Genomic DNA, 17,272 nt, shown 5'->3' on the forward strand with positions numbered 1-17,272 from the left:
GATGAACAAACCATGAAGAATAGGTTAATTGTTCACATTTACTTTTGTGACAGCCGGCAGGTTATAAACCTTAACTAACTCACTCAGCCGGCCATTTTCAACAATTGCATTCAGGTGCTCTTGAAACTGCCGTGCTAATTCAGTGTTAGCAAACTGTTTGCTAAGAGCAAGATGCCCGTAGATTACATCATCAAAACGATAAGGCATTTTAATAATTTGTTTTGTGGGTCGATGTAAAAACACTGACGCATTATCGGCTGTATCTTCGACACCGATGACTAATTCGACACGTCCCTTAAGTAACATCTCGAAGGCATTATTTTCACTAAGCGCTTCCACTTTTAGCAATCGCTTGTCTTGGTCAAAGCGAGGAAAGTGAACAGCACCACGCGTTACAGCTATGCGTTTACCACGTAAATCTTGATATTTATTGACAGTGAATAAGCTGCTAGCACGGGCATAAAACACAAATGAAGACGTCAGCATCATATAAGGAGGTGTTAAAAAGTGCATTGTTTTTTCACGCTTAGCAGTACGGATTAATCCACCTTTAACATCGATTTCATTTTGTTGAAGCATTTTCACACAGCGAGGAAATGGACAAGCAACAAAATCAACTCTAAATGGTAAACTTTTTTGCATGTCGCGCATTATATCAACCACTACACCACTAAATTTTCCATCTTTAGTCGCTATGCTATAAGGGGGCGCGTGATCTAACCCGACCGTTACTTTAGGCAACGGCGAAGCAAAAACAGCCCCTGTACCAAGTAGTAATAGCAGGTAAGTAAAATATTGTCTCAAAGGGCTACTCACACCAAGTTCACTCATTTTTGATAATGAAAGACACGTTAATGTCATAAAAACCACAAAAATGTCATAAAAACCACAAAAATGTCATACAATGTTGTCATAATAGAGTGGATTACCTGTATGGCAAAAGCAATGTTACTCATTATATTTAAACAATTTTTACTACTAGGCTGTATGAGTTTTGGTGGCCCTGCAGCTCACCTTGGTTATTTCAAAAGGCATTTTGTTGATAATCTGAACTGGCTAAGCAACGAACGATACGCGCAACTAATTAGTCTCAGCCAAGCTCTACCAGGACCGGGGTCCAGCCAAGTCAGCTTTGCTATTGGGGTCGAAAAAGCAGGATTGCTGGGTGGCCTTAGCGCATTTATTGGCTTTACCCTGCCTTCATTTTTAATTATGTTTTTCCTCGCGTTGAGCGCCCATCAATTTGGCAACCTTTACTTTGCCGTCATTGCGGGTCTTAAACTATTTGCTGTAGTGATTGTCGCCGATGCAACCTACAGTATGGCAGTGAGCTTTTGCAAAACCCACTTACACAAGCTTATCGCGGTGATGAGTACACTTGCGCTAATATTCTTTGCTCAGTTATCAAGCCAAGTTTTTGTGCTTATTGTGGCAGCTGCAATTGGCTGGTTTTACCCGCACATTAAACTCCCCCTCACCAATAATAGTAAAAAAGTGACTATCGCGTGGCTCCCCCTTGGGCTATTCGGCACCTTACTATTACTTAGCTTTTTACCTTTAGGTGAATGGTTTGAAATGTTTGCACCATTTTACCAAACTGGTGCGATGGTATTTGGCGGTGGCCATGTAGTGCTACCCATTTTGCAAGCAGGTGTACCAACTCTTGAGACTGGGCAATTCTTGTCGGCTTATGCTAGTGCACAGGCCATCCCTGGGCCTATGTTTACGATTGCCACATACCTCGGCGCACAAGTTACACCCAACAGCTCATTGGCAGGTGCAATCCTCGCAACACTTTTAATTTTCTTACCTGGTTTTTTATTAATGTTCGCATTTTTGAAAAGCTGGTTGCAGCTTGCTGATAAGCCCCGTTTCGCAGGAAGTATTGCTGCATTAAATGCCGCGGTAGTCGGCTTTTTAGCAGCGGCACTTTACTCGCCGATTTGGCAATCAGCAATACACACTGTGTGGCATATCATCGTTGTGGTAGTTGCGTTTGCTTGGCTTAGACTTGCAAAGCCACCTATTTGGTGGCTATTAGTAGGTTTTATTATGCTGGCGTTGGGGCAGCAATATATCAGCTAGTACTATTATTAACTCGCCGAGCTATTTACCTTAATGCTCGGTTTAATACCGCTCTGATCATTAGCGCTAAATTGTCCCGTGACACTTTGGTATGGGCGCAGTCCAAAAATCGGAATCACTGCTAGCAAATGGTCCATAATTTCAGCTTGTAGATGCTCATAAGAAATCCAACGTTTATCTTCACTAAAGCAATAAAATTCAATCGGTAATCCATGGTTGAGCGGTTGTAACTCACGCACCATCAACGTGAGATCACGGTTTATCTTTTCATGCTGTTTTAAATAGCCTTCAGCATAACGACGAAACAAACCAAGATTTGTAACAGGCTCAGGTAAACTAGAAACACGAATATAATCATGCAATGGAATCGCACTGTCGATTTGCTCGCGAAATGCTTCATCAACTAAGCGAATACTATTCATATCAATGTTCAAAGAACGTTTGATGCGACGCCCACCAGACTCCTGCATTCCTCGCCAGTTTTTGAATGAGCCAGCAACAAGCATGTAAGTCGGGATCGTTGTAATTGTGTTATCCCAGTTACGAACTTTCACCGTATTTAAGCCTAGATCAATGACTTCTCCATCCGCACCATAACTGTCAACTTGAATCCAATCACCATAAGTAACTAACCGATTAGCTGCAATTTGAATACTGGCAACAAAACCTAAAATCGTATCTTTAAATACTAACAAGGTCACCGCAGCTATCGCACCAAAGCCAGACAAAATATAGGTCGGTGACTTTTCAAGTAAAATACTGACAATTAAGATTGCACAGATCATAAACGTGATAAGTTTTACCACTTGAATAAGACCTTGAATCGGCACCTCTCTTGCGAAATCAAGCTGGTTGTAAATACCACCTGCAACACTAACAATACTGCTTATGATGAAGCCGCCATAGATGATTAGCACTACTTGCCCTATCGTTTTAAGTATAAGGGCTGCAACATCAGTAACAGGGTATACATTGTCAAACGTAGCTAAAAATAATACACAACATAACGTACCGGCAAAACGGCCATTAAGCTTAGTCAACAAAGGAGCTAGGGCGCCAATACGCTCAGGCGATAAACGCGTCACTGCTTTTTGAATACCAGGAAGCATAAGTTTGCGTGTAAAAACATACACAAACAGTAATGCACAAATGCCAATAGCCGTTGCCGTAAGTGCGCTAAGCAGCTGTGCATCAGGCATATTTTCAAACCAAGGCATGACTAATTTTTGCAGGTTAGTTTGCTTCATGGTGTTTCAACTTCCTCATTCATCGTTGCCATATAGTTGTCTTGTTGCGTTTGATGATAACTTATTAGCTGAGCATCTTTTTGCAACCATAAATCGTTAATATGCTGCTGAAAAGAGGTTCTAAAGTCACGGTCATGCTGATAGTCCCCAATCATCTGTGCAGCAATTGCTTGCACTTGCATATCCACTTTTATCGCATCAAGACGACCACAAATTAAATTGCGGCAGATATGCTCTCCCTCTCCTTGATAAATAATCGATGTATTCAAAAGTGCATCAAATTGCTCTCCCAATACTTCGAGGGCAAAAGCAATCCCGCCAGCTTTTGGTTTGAGTAAATGGGTAAAGGGACTATTTTGTCTATGGTGCTTTTGAGTGGTAAAACGCGTGCCTTCGACAAAGTTAATAATGGTTGTTGGGTGATTTCTAAAATCTCGACAGCTGCGCTTGGTTCTCTCAACGTCAAGACCTTTGAGTTTAGGGTTTTTAGCCAGCTGCGACTTACTTACACGCTTCATAAATGGCATGCCCATGGCCCATGCCCCCGTGCCGATGAAAGGCACGTACTTTAATTCATCTTTTAGAAAAAATTTAGGTGCTGGCAGTGCATCAATCGCACTCAATACAACAATATCAAGCCAGCTCATATGGTTTGAGATAAGTAAGTACCAACCTTTACGATTTAATGAGCCTTGAATATTAACTTCTATACTGGGGCACCCAAGCCATAATGCAAGACGGTTACCATTACACCAGCCTTTGTAAGCTAAATGCAAAGTATGGCTAACCACCTTAAACGGTAAAACCAATTTGAGCACACCTAATAGCAGCACAAGCGTGCCCCATAAAATGACATTGGCAAACAGCACAATACTGACAAGTAGCCCTGTTAGCCAATTAGGTAAAAATTTTTTTAACATATGTGTGCTCTCAATGGCGCAAGTAACTATGATTTTACTTGCGATTCAAATTGCGCTAATTGCTGATTTTTCTGCAACCAGATTTGGTTCAATTCAGCCTGAAAGTTCACCCTAAAGTCTGCATCGTTAGTGTAATCACCAATTAAGTTAGGGCTTACATCCATCACTTCAACACGGACATCAATGCATTTTACACGGCCGCTCGCAAAATCAACAAAGCTCGGGATCCCATCAGGGTAATGTATGGTGACATTGACCACTTTTGAGATTTGCTCCCCCATCGCTTGCATAACAAACGCTACACCACCTGCTTTAGGCTTTAGTAAATACTCAAACGGGCTATTTTGACGTTGATGTTTTTCTGCCGTAAACCGTGTTCCTTCAACAAAATTAACCACGCTTACTGGCATCTCTTTAAACTTTTCACAGGCTTTACGTGTTGTTTCTAGGTCTTTACCACGTAACTTGGGGTTTTTCTTCAATTGACTTTTACTGGTACGGGTCATAAATGGAAAATCGAGTGCCCACCAAGACAGTCCTAAAAAAGGCACATAAATTAATTCTTTTTTTAAGAAAAAATTTAAAAATGGAATACGTCGATTAAAAATGCGTTGCATCACCAAAATATCAACCCAGCTTTGATGGTTTGCAATCACTAAATACCAGTCTTTTGCTTGTAATTGCTCAAGCCCTGTAACGTTAAGCTTGTAAGGGGCAAATATATTTTGATTAACACTGTTACCAGAAACCCAAACTGTCGCACACTGCTTGGCAAGCCAGCTCATTAGTTTTTGCAATGGCTTGATTGGAATCAACTTAATCAGACCACAAATAAAAATCGGCACAAACCAAAAAAGTGTATTGATGGTATAAAAGAAAATACTTAACACACAACGAATAACGGACATTACAACTTATTCCTTTAACGCTTAATCTTCAAAATATGTGTAGCCTGCAAGGCCGGCATTTAGCTCGGACAAATATTGTGCCTTATATTGCTCATCAATTGCCAGTTCACTGACCCTTTTTGCGAAGTTTTCAGCAAGAATTTCGCTATCATAATCAACAAACTTTAATACGTCCTTAACGCTATCACCTTTTATTGCATTCGTTAGCTGGTAGCCGCTGTCAGTAAGTTCCACATGAACTGAGTCAGTATCACCAAACAAGTTGTGTAAATCACCTAAAATTTCTTGATATGCCCCCACTAAGAACATCGCAATATGATACTGCTGCCCAGGTTTATATTCAGGGATAGGTAGGCTGCTCTCAATTCCCGTGCCTTCAACATAATTACGGATTTGCCCATCAGAATCACAGGTAATATCTTGAATAATGGCGCGTTGTGTTAGTGGCTGATGTAAATTTTCAACAGGCATGACGGGGAATAACTGTTGAATCCCCCACACGTCTGGCAATGATTGAAACAATGAAAAGTTAACAAACAGTTTATCAGCCAACTTTTCATTGAGATCATCGAGCACCTCACGATGCGCACGTGCATTTTCGCTAAGCGAAGCACGAACACGGTGTAAAATAGTAAAATAAAGCTGCTCTAGCTTAGCCCACTCAAGCATGCTCAGTAAGCCGTGCACATATTGGTCGTGAGCTTCACTAAATAAATGCATAGCATCATGATAGATTTCTAAGGCCATACGGGGTGTTAAACGCTGTAAGCATTGCCACATATCTTCAAGCACTAACACACTATTTGTTTCTGGAGGCGCTGGGTTAGCATGATTAGGCGCACGCTCAACGTCAATCACGTCAGTAATCAATACCGCGTGGTGCGCAGTTAACGCACGACCCGACTCTGTTATAATAGCTGGATGTTTTAAGTCATGCTGCTGGCATACTTCAGCAAACGCATTCACAACATTACGTGCATACTCTTCAACACTATAATTCATTGAACATGCGCTACGTGAACCAGAGCCTTCATAGTCAACACCGAGTCCTCCACCAACATCAACGGTATTAAGAGGCACACCGAGTTGTGTTAGCTCAGCAAAGTGGCGGGCACATTCGCGTAACGCTCTATGAATGTCACGGATATTGGCAATTTGTGAACCGATATGAAAGTGCACTAGCTGCATCAGGTGTAATTTATTATGTGACTTTAATAACTCAACAGCCGAAAGCACCTGTCCCGCCGTTAAGCCGAACTTACCTTTTTCACCACCTGTGTTTTGCCACTTTCCTTTACCCACGGAGTTTAAGCGGATACGAATACCAATTGAGGGTTCAATACCTAAATCATCAATTTCAGTTAATAGCGTTGTTAACTCAGAAAGCTTCTCAACAACAATGTGAACTTTATGACCAAGCGCTTGACCTATGCAGGCTAGGCGCAAAAACTCACTGTCTTTGTAACCATTACAAACAATGGTAATGGGGTTTTGCGCAACACCCAAAATCGCCATTAATTCAGGTTTAGAACCTGCTTCTAAACCAACCAAGCCGCTTGGATGAGCCAGAAGTTTAGTTACCACAGAGCGCTGTTGGTTTACTTTAATTGGGTATACACAAGTATAACTACCTTGATAATCTCGTGCATTACGTGCTTTGGTAAATGCACTCGTTAAAGTGCCAACACGATTTTGCAGAATATCGGTAAAACGCACTAGAACAGGTAATGTTAGACCTTGCTTTTTAAATTGTTCAGTCAGTTCAGATAGGGAAATTGCCGCCTTAGCTTGATCGCCATCAGGGTAAGCAACCAGCTCTCCTTGCGCATTAATGTCAAAATAGCCGTCACTCCAATGAGCGACATTATACGTGTTGCGTGCTTTATCTAAACCCCAAGTCATGGCATTGTCTTCTGTAGTTTCTTTAATATAAACGCATATTTTAATACGCTACCCGCCACCACGCTAACAAAAAATACTGATTAAACCAAAGACAAGCCAAATTAAATGATGTTTATTATCTAAGTCCCCCTTATAAAATTCCGAAAGTAATAAACCTATCAGCTGTAGAATGAATAATATTAGGGCGCCGTGAGCTGGCCTTTATCTACATTCAAAACGCCTGTATAGGCTATGGGTGCCAGCTCTGGCTCACTTACGAGTAAAAGCGTGAAAGAATGTTGCTCAGCAACATCTTTCAGTAACTGCCTGATCTCAGGGTGAGCAATAAACACCGGCAAATCGATTACCAATACCGCAGGTTGTATAAGTAGTGCTCTCGCTAATAAAATTCTGGCGACTAAGCTTTGTGGACAACCGCGTCCAAGCTCAGCAACTTGGCTGTCTAGTAAAGATTCATTAAATCCTAATTTTGTAATGAATGTTTCAACCTCTGCACTGCGCTTTTTTCCCGTGCCATATAAAATATTGCTGTAAATTGATCCCTTAAAAAGCTGAGAAAATTCATCAATAACAACTATCAACTGCTGTAAGCGTCTAAAGTCTAGGTTTTCAAACCGTCTTCGACCTAACACTAAAAACCCAGAGACAGGCTCTCGTTGTTGCGCAAGAGCGCGACATAGCATTGACTTACCGACGTGCCCGCAAATTAAAATACGCTCGCCAGCAGCAATCTCAGCATTACACTCTGGCATTGCACTCAAAATACGTAACTGACGTAGTTTTAAATCATAACGTTGAAAACGCTTTAAACGATGCTCCGCACGCTTTGTTGTTAGCGTGCAGCGATCATGAGCTAATTTTAAACGCTTTCGAGCAACATAAAAGTTAACCCAATCGGCCCAGCTTCTAATTAAATAATCGATACTCAATAAACATAGAGATAAAATAAGTACGCGCACTAAACTCGACCACGCCATTATGTTCATATCTTTTGAGTTCAGTACGATTAAAGTGGTAACGGTGAGTGGTGCTAAGCTTCGGCATATTAAAATACCTCCTCGCCAGTACACAAGCTGCCATGCTAAATCACGTCCTCGACGATCAATACGCTTCACTTCTTTACCTTGATTCCTCATCCGAGCAACATTGAGATAACCAAAGCAACGCTCGCTCAAATGCCCACTTAAACGACCACGACTAGTACGAATATTACCCGCGAACCGCAAAGCCCACAGCGTAATGGACGCAATAAAAGCAAACACTATAATCACAGCAAGTAGTACACTAAAAGCCAGTTTTTGATTCTGCATAAACAGCAGCCAGCCAAAAACGATTAGCCCTATTCCTCCCATTTGTCCGTAAGCTAAGCCTCGTCCTGCAAAATGAGCAACACCATTAGCGTCACTAATTAAGCGGTTCATAGCCACGCCAATACGGTTGGGCCCATGTTCTATATTTGCACTCAACATCCGCTGAAAAAGCGCATTACGATAAGCTAAAACGAGTTTCTGTCCATTTTGCTCGGCAAGAACACTGAGGCAAAATCTGGCTACAAGATTAACTAAAACGCCCCCCAAAAGTGCTATGGTTAGCGAGAACACCTCGCTTTGCCAAGCATTTGAAAACCAGATTAACTTGTAGCTACTCGCTCCCACACTTAGCAATGCTAATAGAGTGAGGGATATAAGCCGCAACGGCCCAATCCCCGACAAAAATGTAGGAAATCCACTGTTCATACTAGGCTGTACCTGATGTGTAAGCGTCAGTTCCTAAAATATAACAAGCTGTTGTAGGGTCGCGTAAATCAGCTAAATCATACACCGTCATCCCTAATGCATTTGCCGCCTCACGTGTGGCTAATGGAGAAGCACAGATACGTCCACCAATTCCCTGCACATTGTATCCCTGGTTCACCAGCCAACTGGCACCACTTTGTGCACCCATAGCTTCGCGTGCAGTAAATAAAACATTTGGAAAATGTTGTTTAAAGTCAGGACTTTCTAGAATCGCATTTGTTTCTTGTTGATAGATACCATCCGCCACTTCAATCACAATTGCAGTGCAACCCTTGCGTATTAGTTCTGCCGCTAGAACAGGATAAATTTGCTTCGCTTGTTCATTACCAATATTAAAACTTGTTGGATAACCTGCATCAGTAAAGTCAAGTACGTGCGCGGCACCTGAGTCCTTCATTAGCCAAAGATCACCACCTGCTCCAGTGCCTGTAATTTTCATTGCCCCCACAGTGTGACCAGCAGCATTTAAACCATGAATTAAATGGGCCGCTGTGGTTGTTTTACCCGCATTCATCGAAGTTCCAACCACCACCACGCTTGGCACGCTATTGGCTACGAGTCCATATTGATGGCTGGGCAGTTTATAATCAGCGACATTTATAACCTGATCATGTTTATTGGTGATTAATCCTATTGGTTGAATAGCAGTGGGTACTGAAATGCGACTGTGCCAACCAAGTGCTAAACCAGCAATACCACCAGCAGCAACCATATGACAAGCATCTAAGTTATTGGGTACGGTCGCTTCAAATTGATCTGGAGCATAACGATTGCCAAAAGCGAGAATAATCTCATCACCTTCATATAAAGTTGCTTTACGACCATCAATTCGCTCTATTTTTGTATGATGACCAATCTCTGTCACTCTTGCTAATACAAGGTCACCACTTTTAGGTGACTGGTTTGTGTTTAATCCCTGCAAATCATTGCTGTCTACTCGGCGCGTTACAAAAGCACGCTTTGCAGACTGAAGGCGCTGTGACATAGTGTAAGATGATGCTGACATAATATAATTCCTATACATTAAGTGACTATAATTGGCCTCATTGCCAATCAATGAGTGCATCTTAAAAGCATCACCCTGACAGCTATGTTATATAACCAGTAAGCTTGCTGTAATATTCAAAAAAGACATTAGAAATCAAATAACTAACTATTTATTTTTTATTAAAATAATAAATTAGTAAACCTAAGTGGTGACTGTAAGGTTGCTGTAAGCTAAGGCTAAGTATACTCCTTTGTTGCTATCTTCTTTTTTAGGCGGGCTATGTCGTTATCCAACAATAAACAATGCCATTTTATCCCTTTAGCAATCGTTTTATTTTTGCTGACAGGGTTCGCTTATGGTCAAGATGAGCAGTGCACAGTTCAAAGCAACACTCCCTCAGCGAAAGTTTTTTATCGCTTTATTAAAAAGTTCAAAGCTGAAGACTTATTAAATGGGGAGACTCTTTTGAAATCAAATGTGCAGCAACTCGACTGTCAACAAGTCTTTAAGGTCAAAATTGTTAATCGTAGTGGTGATGTCAGTCATCGTTATTACCAAACCGACACCTTTGAGTTGATTTTAGATGATAGTAAAAAGCAATGGGATCCCATCAATCGTGTTTTTCAAGAATTAGATAAACTGGTTGGTGATAAGAGTATCAGCAAGGAACAACCATAAAAGGAAGCAATATGCGCGCGTTAGTCGTTGAAGATAATACTCAAGCTGCCGAGCAAATTAGTCACGCATTAACTGAACATGGATTTGCAGTCGATCAATGTCACGATGGCGAAGAAGCGTGGTTTATAGGTGATACGGAAGAATATGATATCGCTATTTTAGATATTGGCTTGCCAAAACGTGATGGCTTAAGTGTCTTATCTGATTGGCGAAGAAATGGTAATAAAATGCCCGTGATTATCTTAACCGCCCGTGACACATGGCGTGAGCGGGTAACAGGGTTAAGAGCTGGCGCAGATGATTACTTAATCAAACCATTTGAAATGGAAGAATTACTGGCACGCGTAGAAGCCCTTGTTAGGCGCAGCAATGGCCACGCTAGCAGCGTTTTAAGTGCCGGTTCTTTGCAGTTAGATACCGCAACTCAACGTGCGACACTAGCAGGAACTCATCTTGATCTAAGCGCATTAGAATATCGTTTGCTCGCCTACTTAATGAATAGACAGAATCAGGTTGTCTCCAAAGCAACACTGACAGAGCATTTATATCAAATGGACTTTGAACATAACTCAAATGTTATTGAAGTTTTGGTCAACCGTGTACGTAAAAAGCTAGGCACCACGCATATTCAAACCCGACGCGGACAAGGATATCTTCTCAATGCCGACGAATAAAACTTACTCGTTACGCGGTCGTTTAATACAGCGCATGATCATTTTCATGATAATTGCGCTGAGTGTGTTATCGGTGGCACTAGTCATGCTTTTCGACTCATACATCGAGCGACGATTTGATCGAACGCTAACAAATAAATCAAACTCGTTATTGGCTGCCACACAGTTCACGGCATCAGGGGAGTTACAGCTAGATCACATCTCTGCAGCAGCGCGATTTCAAGAACCTTTTTCAGGCTGGTATTGGCAAGTCATTCATCAAGGTGAGGTAAAACAGCAATCAGCTTCTTTATATGCCGACGCCCCGTTTCCTTTAATTGCTGAGCATAACAACCCGCAGCTAACTTTTATTGAATTTGAAGGACCAACAGGCCTAGCCTTACGAGGAGCCATTCGTCGTGTTCATTTTCAAGCTGTCGATCAAACGGTATTCATCATTGTCAGCGGCCCAAAAGATGATATTCATAGTGATGTGATTGCTTTCGCAACTCGCTTAATAGTCGCGTTCGCACTTTTAGGCTTGGTGTTTGCCAGCCTTTTACTCTGGCAACTAAAAAAAATGCTTCATCCGATAAAAGAATTACAACGAGGAATTCGCGCCATTCGTGATGGGCAGCAAGACTCCTTGACTTTATCTCTTCCGAATGAGCTTGATGAAGTACAAACTGAACTTAATCATTTGCTACAAAACAATAAAGAAATATTAGAGCGAGCTCGTTTGCAAGCATCAAATCTCGCTCATGCTTTGAAAAATCCAATTTCAGTGTTGAAGAATCATGCAAATCAGTTACCTCAAAGCGACGCAAAAATCATTCTCGAACAAGCTGAAAAGCTAAGTCAAAGCACGCATAGCCACTTGGCACGCGCTCGTTTGGCGGGCTCATTTGAAAAGCTAGCAGCAAGAACTAATGTCGCAGACACACTCAGTGAGCTGATTTTTAGCCTTGAGCTTTTATATAAGCAAAAAGGCTTGAAAATAGATTTCTCTTGCCACCCTCATCTGCAATTTAATGGCGATAACCATGATCTTGATGAGGTCTTAGGGAACCTAATCGATAATGCCTGTAAATGGGCCACACAACGTGTATTTATTAAAGCAACACATGTTGAGCGTGGTATAGAAATATGCATAGAAGATGACGGCCCAGGTATTCCAATCACTGAACGCCAAACTGTGTTTGCTCCTGGCAAGCGCTTAGATGAAACAACACAAGGCAGTGGCTTAGGCCTCAATATAGTTCAAGATATTGTTCTACTGTATGGCGGCACTATTTCCTTGCATGACAGTACACTTTCAAAAACAGGTTTAGCTATCACTTTGCTACTACCTGGCACGCAAATAATCATGGATTGACACTCGGAGTTCTTATGAAACAATTAATCTTATCAATTGCTTTATTTACCCTAACTGGATGCCAGCTCACTGAATTAGTTAAAGATCCTGGGGCAATTGAAACACAACTGAAAAAACAGCATGCCTTAGCAGCATTGGCGATCAACGAAGAGCTTGATCTGTTTTTAAGTGATCAAGGTCGTCAGCACCTGTTTCGTGAGTTGGCTCATAGCCTAAAAAAACCCACACACAGTAAAATAGTTAATCAAGACTCAGTGACTAAAACTCGCTGGACGGCAAGCATCGACGACACCACTTTACAAGCCTTTCAGCTACAACGTGTTGGTCAAGAAAATATAAAAACCAATTTTGAACTCATGTTTCTTGATATACCGGTGATTAGCAAAAATAAAATATCTCTTTTTCAGGCGCCATCGTCTGATTCAGTACCAATGGGTCAAATTGCCAAGAATGAATTAGTAAAAGTGCTAGCCTTAGAGCTTAATGAAGAATGGGCATTAATTGAGCGAGACAACCAGCTCATCGGCTATGCAAAGTATGCCGATTTTGAAAATACAATCAAAAAGCGAGATTTTCTAAACAGCCGTCCGTATGAGCTAAAAGTAACATATGATAACGATCTAACCCGCGATGGCTATGTATTACCTATTCACCACATTTTTGGCTTAGCACAGTGCCGCATTGTTAAATTACAATTTAAGCGCCAAGCGATACAACAGCAGCGCACTATCAATTTATGCCAAAAAACACCTGATGTTTGGTTTATTGATCCTCACCACGATAGCGCAACCACAGCCAATTAATAACCTGACACTCACCTTACAACGCCTCTAAGCATCTTGTCAGGAGAGGTTTTTTACCATGTCTCTTATTGAATTAATAAGAGACAAAACATGCGATACTCATACACTATTTTCCCTGTAACCCTACTACTCACAAGTGCACAAGTCAGCAGCAGTGACATACAATTAAAAGACTTAATAAATGAGCTTGATATTTCACCTTACGCTAATTTAAAAATTGCCGCGACTTATAGCAATAAGCAAGAAAAAACACATGAACGGTCAAACCGTTCTTCTCAACAGTGGCAATTAAAAGATAATGCCAGTAAAGCAGGAATTAAATTCAATTACCCTGTTGCCCAAAGCAAGATCTACGGTCGTTATGAATTAGGAACCAATGCTAATACTGATGACACGCCCTTTTTTAAAACTCGGCAAGCCTATTTAGGTGTACGCACCCAATGGGGGAAACTGCAGTATGGGCAACAAAATGCGATTGTAAAAAACTACGACAATTTTGACCGTAGCCACCGTGTGGGCGCATCGGTTCATTTAACAAAAGACGAGTTAAACACCAAGCGCCCTTCTCATACTATGCAATATCACACTCGCTTTGATGAGTTTCGCCTTTCAGGTCAATACAACTTCAGCCGCACGCTGGAAAATAGACCGCAGTTGAGAATTGGTAGCCAGCGATTGAGAGTCAAAGATACTAAGCTAGATTACGGGGTTGGACTAGGTATTCATTACACAGGTCTCAAAAATATCGAGCTTGAAGCTGGTTATCAAGCCAGCTATTACGAACAAGCCAAGTATCATACCCACATCGCTTCTGCTAAATGGCAAGCAAGCTCAAATTTGCAAGTTTCTATTTATGGCGCAACACACTCACTCAAAGATTTACAAAAATCTAAAACAGCAGAATCTCGACACTACGCACTTGGCGCTCGTTATCGTTTATTTGACCAGCATCGAATCTATGGCAGTCTAGAGTATGCTTATGGCGCTAATGACATAAAAGGAGCGAAGCAACGCGCCCTTGTCATTGGTAACGACTATCGATTTGCATCGCAAAAACACGCTTATGTAGAAATTCGAAAACGTTATTTCGATGCTGATAAGGCTGATGATATTAATGTGGCTCTTGGCATTAATATTAAATTTTAATTAGTCTTACTATTTGGATAATGATTTATTTTTGTAATGCCTGTAGTTTATTGTTTTAAATAATTATTAATTGTTTATCTCGATAAAACGACACCACCTTTATCACGGTTAAAAAGGTGCCAACTACAAGGTGAAGAAAAATTTTCGCTATACTGATTAAAATTTGATTGAGCAATTGGCCAAGCACTGGCAGAATTGCACCCCTTTTTTACCATTAACCAAAAGTGTATAAGCAAGATGGCTAATTTAGATCAAAACAACTGGTTCACTGAAATTAGTGACCGTGATGGTAGTGCCTTTTCACTTCGCATAAACAAAAAGCTTGATGAACAGCAGTCACCATTTCAAAAAGTAGAAATGTATGAAACGACTGACTTTGGTAATCTTATGATTATTGATGGCTGCACTATGGTAAGTAGCCGTGAAAACTTTTTCTATCACGAAATGATCAGTCATCCAGCATTGCTTGCACACCCCGCTCCTAAAAATGTAGTTATCATTGGTGGTGGCGACTGCGGAACATTGCGCGAAGTATTAAAGCACCCAGGTGTTGAAAGCGTGACGCAAATTGATATTGATGAAGTCGTGACACAAATGTCACTAAAATATTTCCCAGAATTATGTGAATCAAACCAAGATCCACGCGCCACTGTGATGTTTGACGACGGTATCAAATACATGCGTGAAGCAGCACCTGAGTCAATCGATGTTGTGATTGTAGACGGTACAGACCCTGTTGGTCCGGGTGAAGGTTTATTTAACCATGCTTTTTATACTAGCTGTTTAACGGCACTTCGCCCTGGTGGTATCTTAATTCAACAAAGTGAATCACCGCTTATGCACATGCCACTGTTAGTAGAAATGCGCGACGCGATGACAGAAGTGGGCTTTGTTGATCTACAAACTCTGCCTTTTCCACAACCAATCTACCCAAGTGGCCTATGGTCAGTAACCCTTGCACGTAAATCAGAAGCCTTCAATGGTTTTCGTGAAGATGATGCTGATACACTTTCGCAAAGTACAGAATACTATAATGCAGGTATTCACCACGGCGCATTAGCCACACCAAATTATATGAAACGCGCTTTTGAGAAAAAGTAGTTTTACTAAACTAAAAAAGGGCTCATTGAGCCCTTTTTGTTATCAATTAGTTTTAAACCTTAAACCGATTAACTAAATGATTAAGCTCATTAGTTAATTGGCTCATACGATTAGCCACCTCTTGAGTCGAGCTTGCCAAGCCTCCGCCTTGCTGAGTTTGATCGTTTAAGTCTGACAAGTTTTGGCTTATTTCATCAGCCACAGCGGTTTGCTCTTCAGTTGCTTGCGCCGTCTGCATTGCCATGTCGTTTACTTTCACTGACGATTCTTGCATCAAGTTTAATACATCATTTGTTTGCGCGAATGACTCAACCGCTTCATCAGCATAACGCTTACCACTATTGATAGCCTGTAGTGATTGTTCAACACTTTCCGCAAACTGCTCAACCATTGTTTGTATGTCATTTGTGCTGTCTTGCGTTCGCGTTGCAAGAGTACGTACTTCATCTGCTACAACAGCAAACCCTCGTCCTTGTTCGCCTGCTCGCGCAGCCTCAATGGCTGCGTTCAAAGCGAGTAAATTTGTTTGCTCAGCAATGGCACGTATAACTTCAAGTACTTTGGCAATATTATCAGAGCTTTGCTGTAATTCAGTAGAACGTTGACTTGCATGCTCCATATTTTCGGATAGCGCGGTAATTTTTCTACTTGAGTTATCTACTGCCGACAAACCCTGCTTAGCAAGCTGTTGCGAGTTATCAGCCTCATGGGATGAGTTTTGCGCTACATTTGCCACTTCACGGCTAGCGACACTCATTTCATGTACCGCGCTGACAATTGACTCAGATGCTTGGCTGAGCTTTTGATTTACTTGGTGGTTTTGATTGGCAAAACTGCCTAAATCGTTACCTAATGCATTTAACTCTTTTGCTTGTTCTAAAATATCTTTAATCAACTGCTGTAAATTATCCAAAAAGCGGTTGAAAGCAGTCGCAAGATCAGCAAATTCATCTTGTGTTTTTACGTTAATTCGCCCCGTTAAATCACCATCTCCAGAAGCGATTTCATTAATGCGCTCAGTGACATAGTTAATTTGTCTAGTTAATTGACGCGGTACAAAATAACTAAACCAACCTGCAATGGCTAATACGACGGCGATCATGATCATTAACATCACTTTAAAATTGATCACTTTGCTCATCAGCTTCTCGGTTTCAGCTTGTGATGTTTTATCCGCTGCTTCACCGGCTTTATCTAAAATATCACGTAGTGCCGAAAAGGATTGCTCTGCAGCTTGTCTTTGCGAAGCATCAGCAGGGTTATTTATGTAACTTGTTGATGCTGTGTACCATGCATCAAATGCGCTATCAAAGTTAGGGAATTGACTCGTAATCTCAGAGTATGGCGACATATAAGATAGATATTGTTTAAAACGTTCTTTAACTTGCTCGGCATTTTCTTGGTGATCTGTTAGTTGCTCTTTATCACCTTTCATTTGAGTAACAAGATGCAACTCTGCCACTTTTGCTTGATATAAGTCTCTGTCTGCATTTACGACTACCGATACGGCATTTACAAACCGCTCTGACTGGGCGTCTATTGCCACTCTTTGTATGTTTATTAAGTAGGTGTAACCTGCTATCAAGATTACGATAGCAATTGCGAGTAAAACGATAGGCAGTGAACTTTTGACGCGAATGCTTTGTAAATTCATACATTATCCTAATTCA

General features: G+C 41.2%; 15 protein-coding genes. 7 read left to right on the top strand and 8 right to left on the bottom strand.

What is annotated here, in order from left to right; genetic code table 11:
• Window positions 1-24: 24 nt before the first annotated feature.
• Window positions 25-861, bottom strand: coding sequence for a transporter substrate-binding domain-containing protein (locus tag L3Q70_RS15435; protein WP_237114554.1), 837 nt, complete (start codon window positions 859-861; stop codon window positions 25-27).
• 84 nt (window positions 862-945) lie between these two features.
• Here L3Q70_RS15435 and chrA point away from each other — a divergent pair, with 84 nt between their 5' ends.
• Window positions 946-2,085, top strand: coding sequence for a chromate efflux transporter (chrA, locus tag L3Q70_RS15440; RefSeq protein WP_062568385.1), 1,140 nt, complete (start codon window positions 946-948; stop codon window positions 2,083-2,085).
• Window positions 2,086-2,093: 8 nt separating this feature from the next.
• On the opposite strand, the gene L3Q70_RS15445 is transcribed toward chrA, so the two are convergent.
• The 6 genes from L3Q70_RS15445 to L3Q70_RS15470 all read right to left on the bottom strand — a co-directional run bounded on the left by L3Q70_RS15445 (window position 2,094) and on the right by L3Q70_RS15470 (window position 9,864).
• Window positions 2,094-3,332, bottom strand: a complete 1,239-nt coding sequence (locus L3Q70_RS15445; RefSeq protein ID WP_062568302.1) for a mechanosensitive ion channel domain-containing protein — start codon at window positions 3,330-3,332, stop codon at window positions 2,094-2,096.
• A complete protein-coding gene (locus L3Q70_RS15450; protein ID WP_062568303.1) occupies window positions 3,329-4,252 on the bottom strand; it encodes an acetyltransferase in 924 nt (307 codons plus the stop codon). Before L3Q70_RS15450 ends, L3Q70_RS15445 begins: the two co-directional genes overlap by 4 nt.
• Window positions 4,253-4,278: 26 nt before the next feature.
• Window positions 4,279-5,160: an acyltransferase gene (locus L3Q70_RS15455; RefSeq protein WP_130149138.1), complete on the bottom strand. Its 882-nt coding sequence runs from the start codon at window positions 5,158-5,160 to the stop codon at window positions 4,279-4,281.
• Between the two features lie 21 nt (window positions 5,161-5,181).
• Entirely contained in the window at window positions 5,182-7,062 is a 1,881-nt protein-coding gene (speA, locus tag L3Q70_RS15460) for a biosynthetic arginine decarboxylase (protein ID WP_062568305.1), read from the bottom strand.
• 179 nt (window positions 7,063-7,241) lie between these two features.
• Window positions 7,242-8,798 (bottom strand): ABC transporter ATP-binding protein, encoded by a 1,557-nt coding sequence (locus L3Q70_RS15465; RefSeq protein ID WP_237114555.1) that lies wholly within the window; start codon window positions 8,796-8,798, stop codon window positions 7,242-7,244.
• 1 nt (window position 8,799) lies between these two features.
• Window positions 8,800-9,864, bottom strand: a complete 1,065-nt coding sequence (locus tag L3Q70_RS15470) for a molybdopterin guanine dinucleotide synthesis B family protein (RefSeq protein ID WP_237114556.1) — start codon at window positions 9,862-9,864, stop codon at window positions 8,800-8,802.
• A 261-nt stretch (window positions 9,865-10,125) separates the two neighbouring features.
• Here L3Q70_RS15470 and L3Q70_RS15475 point away from each other — a divergent pair, with 261 nt between their 5' ends.
• From L3Q70_RS15475 to speE, 6 genes are all read left to right on the top strand, one after another.
• Complete coding sequence (locus tag L3Q70_RS15475) at window positions 10,126-10,524, top strand: hypothetical protein (protein WP_062568307.1); 399 nt, start codon at window positions 10,126-10,128, stop codon at window positions 10,522-10,524.
• Window positions 10,525-10,535: 11 nt separating this feature from the next.
• Window positions 10,536-11,198 carry a response regulator transcription factor gene (locus L3Q70_RS15480; protein WP_062568308.1) on the top strand — a complete coding sequence of 221 codons (663 nt, stop codon included), beginning with the start codon at window positions 10,536-10,538 and terminating at the stop codon, window positions 11,196-11,198.
• Entirely contained in the window at window positions 11,185-12,552 is a 1,368-nt protein-coding gene (locus tag L3Q70_RS15485; RefSeq protein WP_193987941.1) for an ATP-binding protein, read from the top strand. Before L3Q70_RS15480 ends, L3Q70_RS15485 begins: the two co-directional genes overlap by 14 nt.
• 14 nt (window positions 12,553-12,566) lie before the next feature.
• Complete coding sequence (locus L3Q70_RS15490; protein ID WP_062568310.1) at window positions 12,567-13,355, top strand: SH3 domain-containing protein; 789 nt, start codon at window positions 12,567-12,569, stop codon at window positions 13,353-13,355.
• A gap of 90 nt (window positions 13,356-13,445) precedes the next feature.
• On the top strand, window positions 13,446-14,501 hold the full coding sequence (locus L3Q70_RS15495) for a porin (RefSeq protein ID WP_237114557.1): 1,056 nt from the start codon (window positions 13,446-13,448) through the stop codon (window positions 14,499-14,501).
• A 237-nt stretch (window positions 14,502-14,738) separates the two neighbouring features.
• Window positions 14,739-15,602, top strand: coding sequence for a polyamine aminopropyltransferase (speE, locus tag L3Q70_RS15500; protein WP_062568312.1), 864 nt, complete (start codon window positions 14,739-14,741; stop codon window positions 15,600-15,602).
• A gap of 52 nt (window positions 15,603-15,654) precedes the next feature.
• Here speE and L3Q70_RS15505 read toward each other — a convergent pair whose 3' ends face one another.
• Window positions 15,655-17,256 carry a methyl-accepting chemotaxis protein gene (locus L3Q70_RS15505; RefSeq protein WP_062568313.1) on the bottom strand — a complete coding sequence of 534 codons (1,602 nt, stop codon included), beginning with the start codon at window positions 17,254-17,256 and terminating at the stop codon, window positions 15,655-15,657.
• Between the last annotated feature and the right edge of the window lie 16 nt (window positions 17,257-17,272).

It is taken from the genome of Pseudoalteromonas sp. CF6-2, from assembly GCF_021729425.1.
Lineage (GTDB): Bacteria > Pseudomonadota > Gammaproteobacteria > Enterobacterales > Alteromonadaceae > Pseudoalteromonas > Pseudoalteromonas arabiensis.

Excerpts from the sequence above, each read along its gene's own strand:
- L3Q70_RS15435 (WP_237114554.1), bottom strand. The coding sequence starts at position 861 with ATGACATTAACGTGTCTTTCATTATCAAAAATGAGTGAACTTGGTGTG.
- chrA (WP_062568385.1), top strand. The coding sequence starts at position 946 with ATGTTACTCATTATATTTAAACAATTTTTACTACTAGGCTGTATGAGT.
- L3Q70_RS15445 (WP_062568302.1), bottom strand. The coding sequence starts at position 3,332 with ATGAAGCAAACTAACCTGCAAAAATTAGTCATGCCTTGGTTTGAAAAT.
- L3Q70_RS15450 (WP_062568303.1), bottom strand. The coding sequence starts at position 4,252 with ATGTTAAAAAAATTTTTACCTAATTGGCTAACAGGGCTACTTGTCAGT.
- L3Q70_RS15455 (WP_130149138.1), bottom strand. The coding sequence starts at position 5,160 with ATGTCCGTTATTCGTTGTGTGTTAAGTATTTTCTTTTATACCATCAAT.
- speA (WP_062568305.1), bottom strand. The coding sequence starts at position 7,062 with ATGACTTGGGGTTTAGATAAAGCACGCAACACGTATAATGTCGCTCAT.
- L3Q70_RS15465 (WP_237114555.1), bottom strand. The coding sequence starts at position 8,798 with ATGAACAGTGGATTTCCTACATTTTTGTCGGGGATTGGGCCGTTGCGG.
- L3Q70_RS15470 (WP_237114556.1), bottom strand. The coding sequence starts at position 9,864 with ATGTCAGCATCATCTTACACTATGTCACAGCGCCTTCAGTCTGCAAAG.
- L3Q70_RS15475 (WP_062568307.1), top strand. The coding sequence starts at position 10,126 with ATGTCGTTATCCAACAATAAACAATGCCATTTTATCCCTTTAGCAATC.
- L3Q70_RS15480 (WP_062568308.1), top strand. The coding sequence starts at position 10,536 with ATGCGCGCGTTAGTCGTTGAAGATAATACTCAAGCTGCCGAGCAAATT.
- L3Q70_RS15485 (WP_193987941.1), top strand. The coding sequence starts at position 11,185 with ATGCCGACGAATAAAACTTACTCGTTACGCGGTCGTTTAATACAGCGC.
- L3Q70_RS15490 (WP_062568310.1), top strand. The coding sequence starts at position 12,567 with ATGAAACAATTAATCTTATCAATTGCTTTATTTACCCTAACTGGATGC.
- L3Q70_RS15495 (WP_237114557.1), top strand. The coding sequence starts at position 13,446 with ATGCGATACTCATACACTATTTTCCCTGTAACCCTACTACTCACAAGT.
- speE (WP_062568312.1), top strand. The coding sequence starts at position 14,739 with ATGGCTAATTTAGATCAAAACAACTGGTTCACTGAAATTAGTGACCGT.
- L3Q70_RS15505 (WP_062568313.1), bottom strand. The coding sequence starts at position 17,256 with ATGAATTTACAAAGCATTCGCGTCAAAAGTTCACTGCCTATCGTTTTA.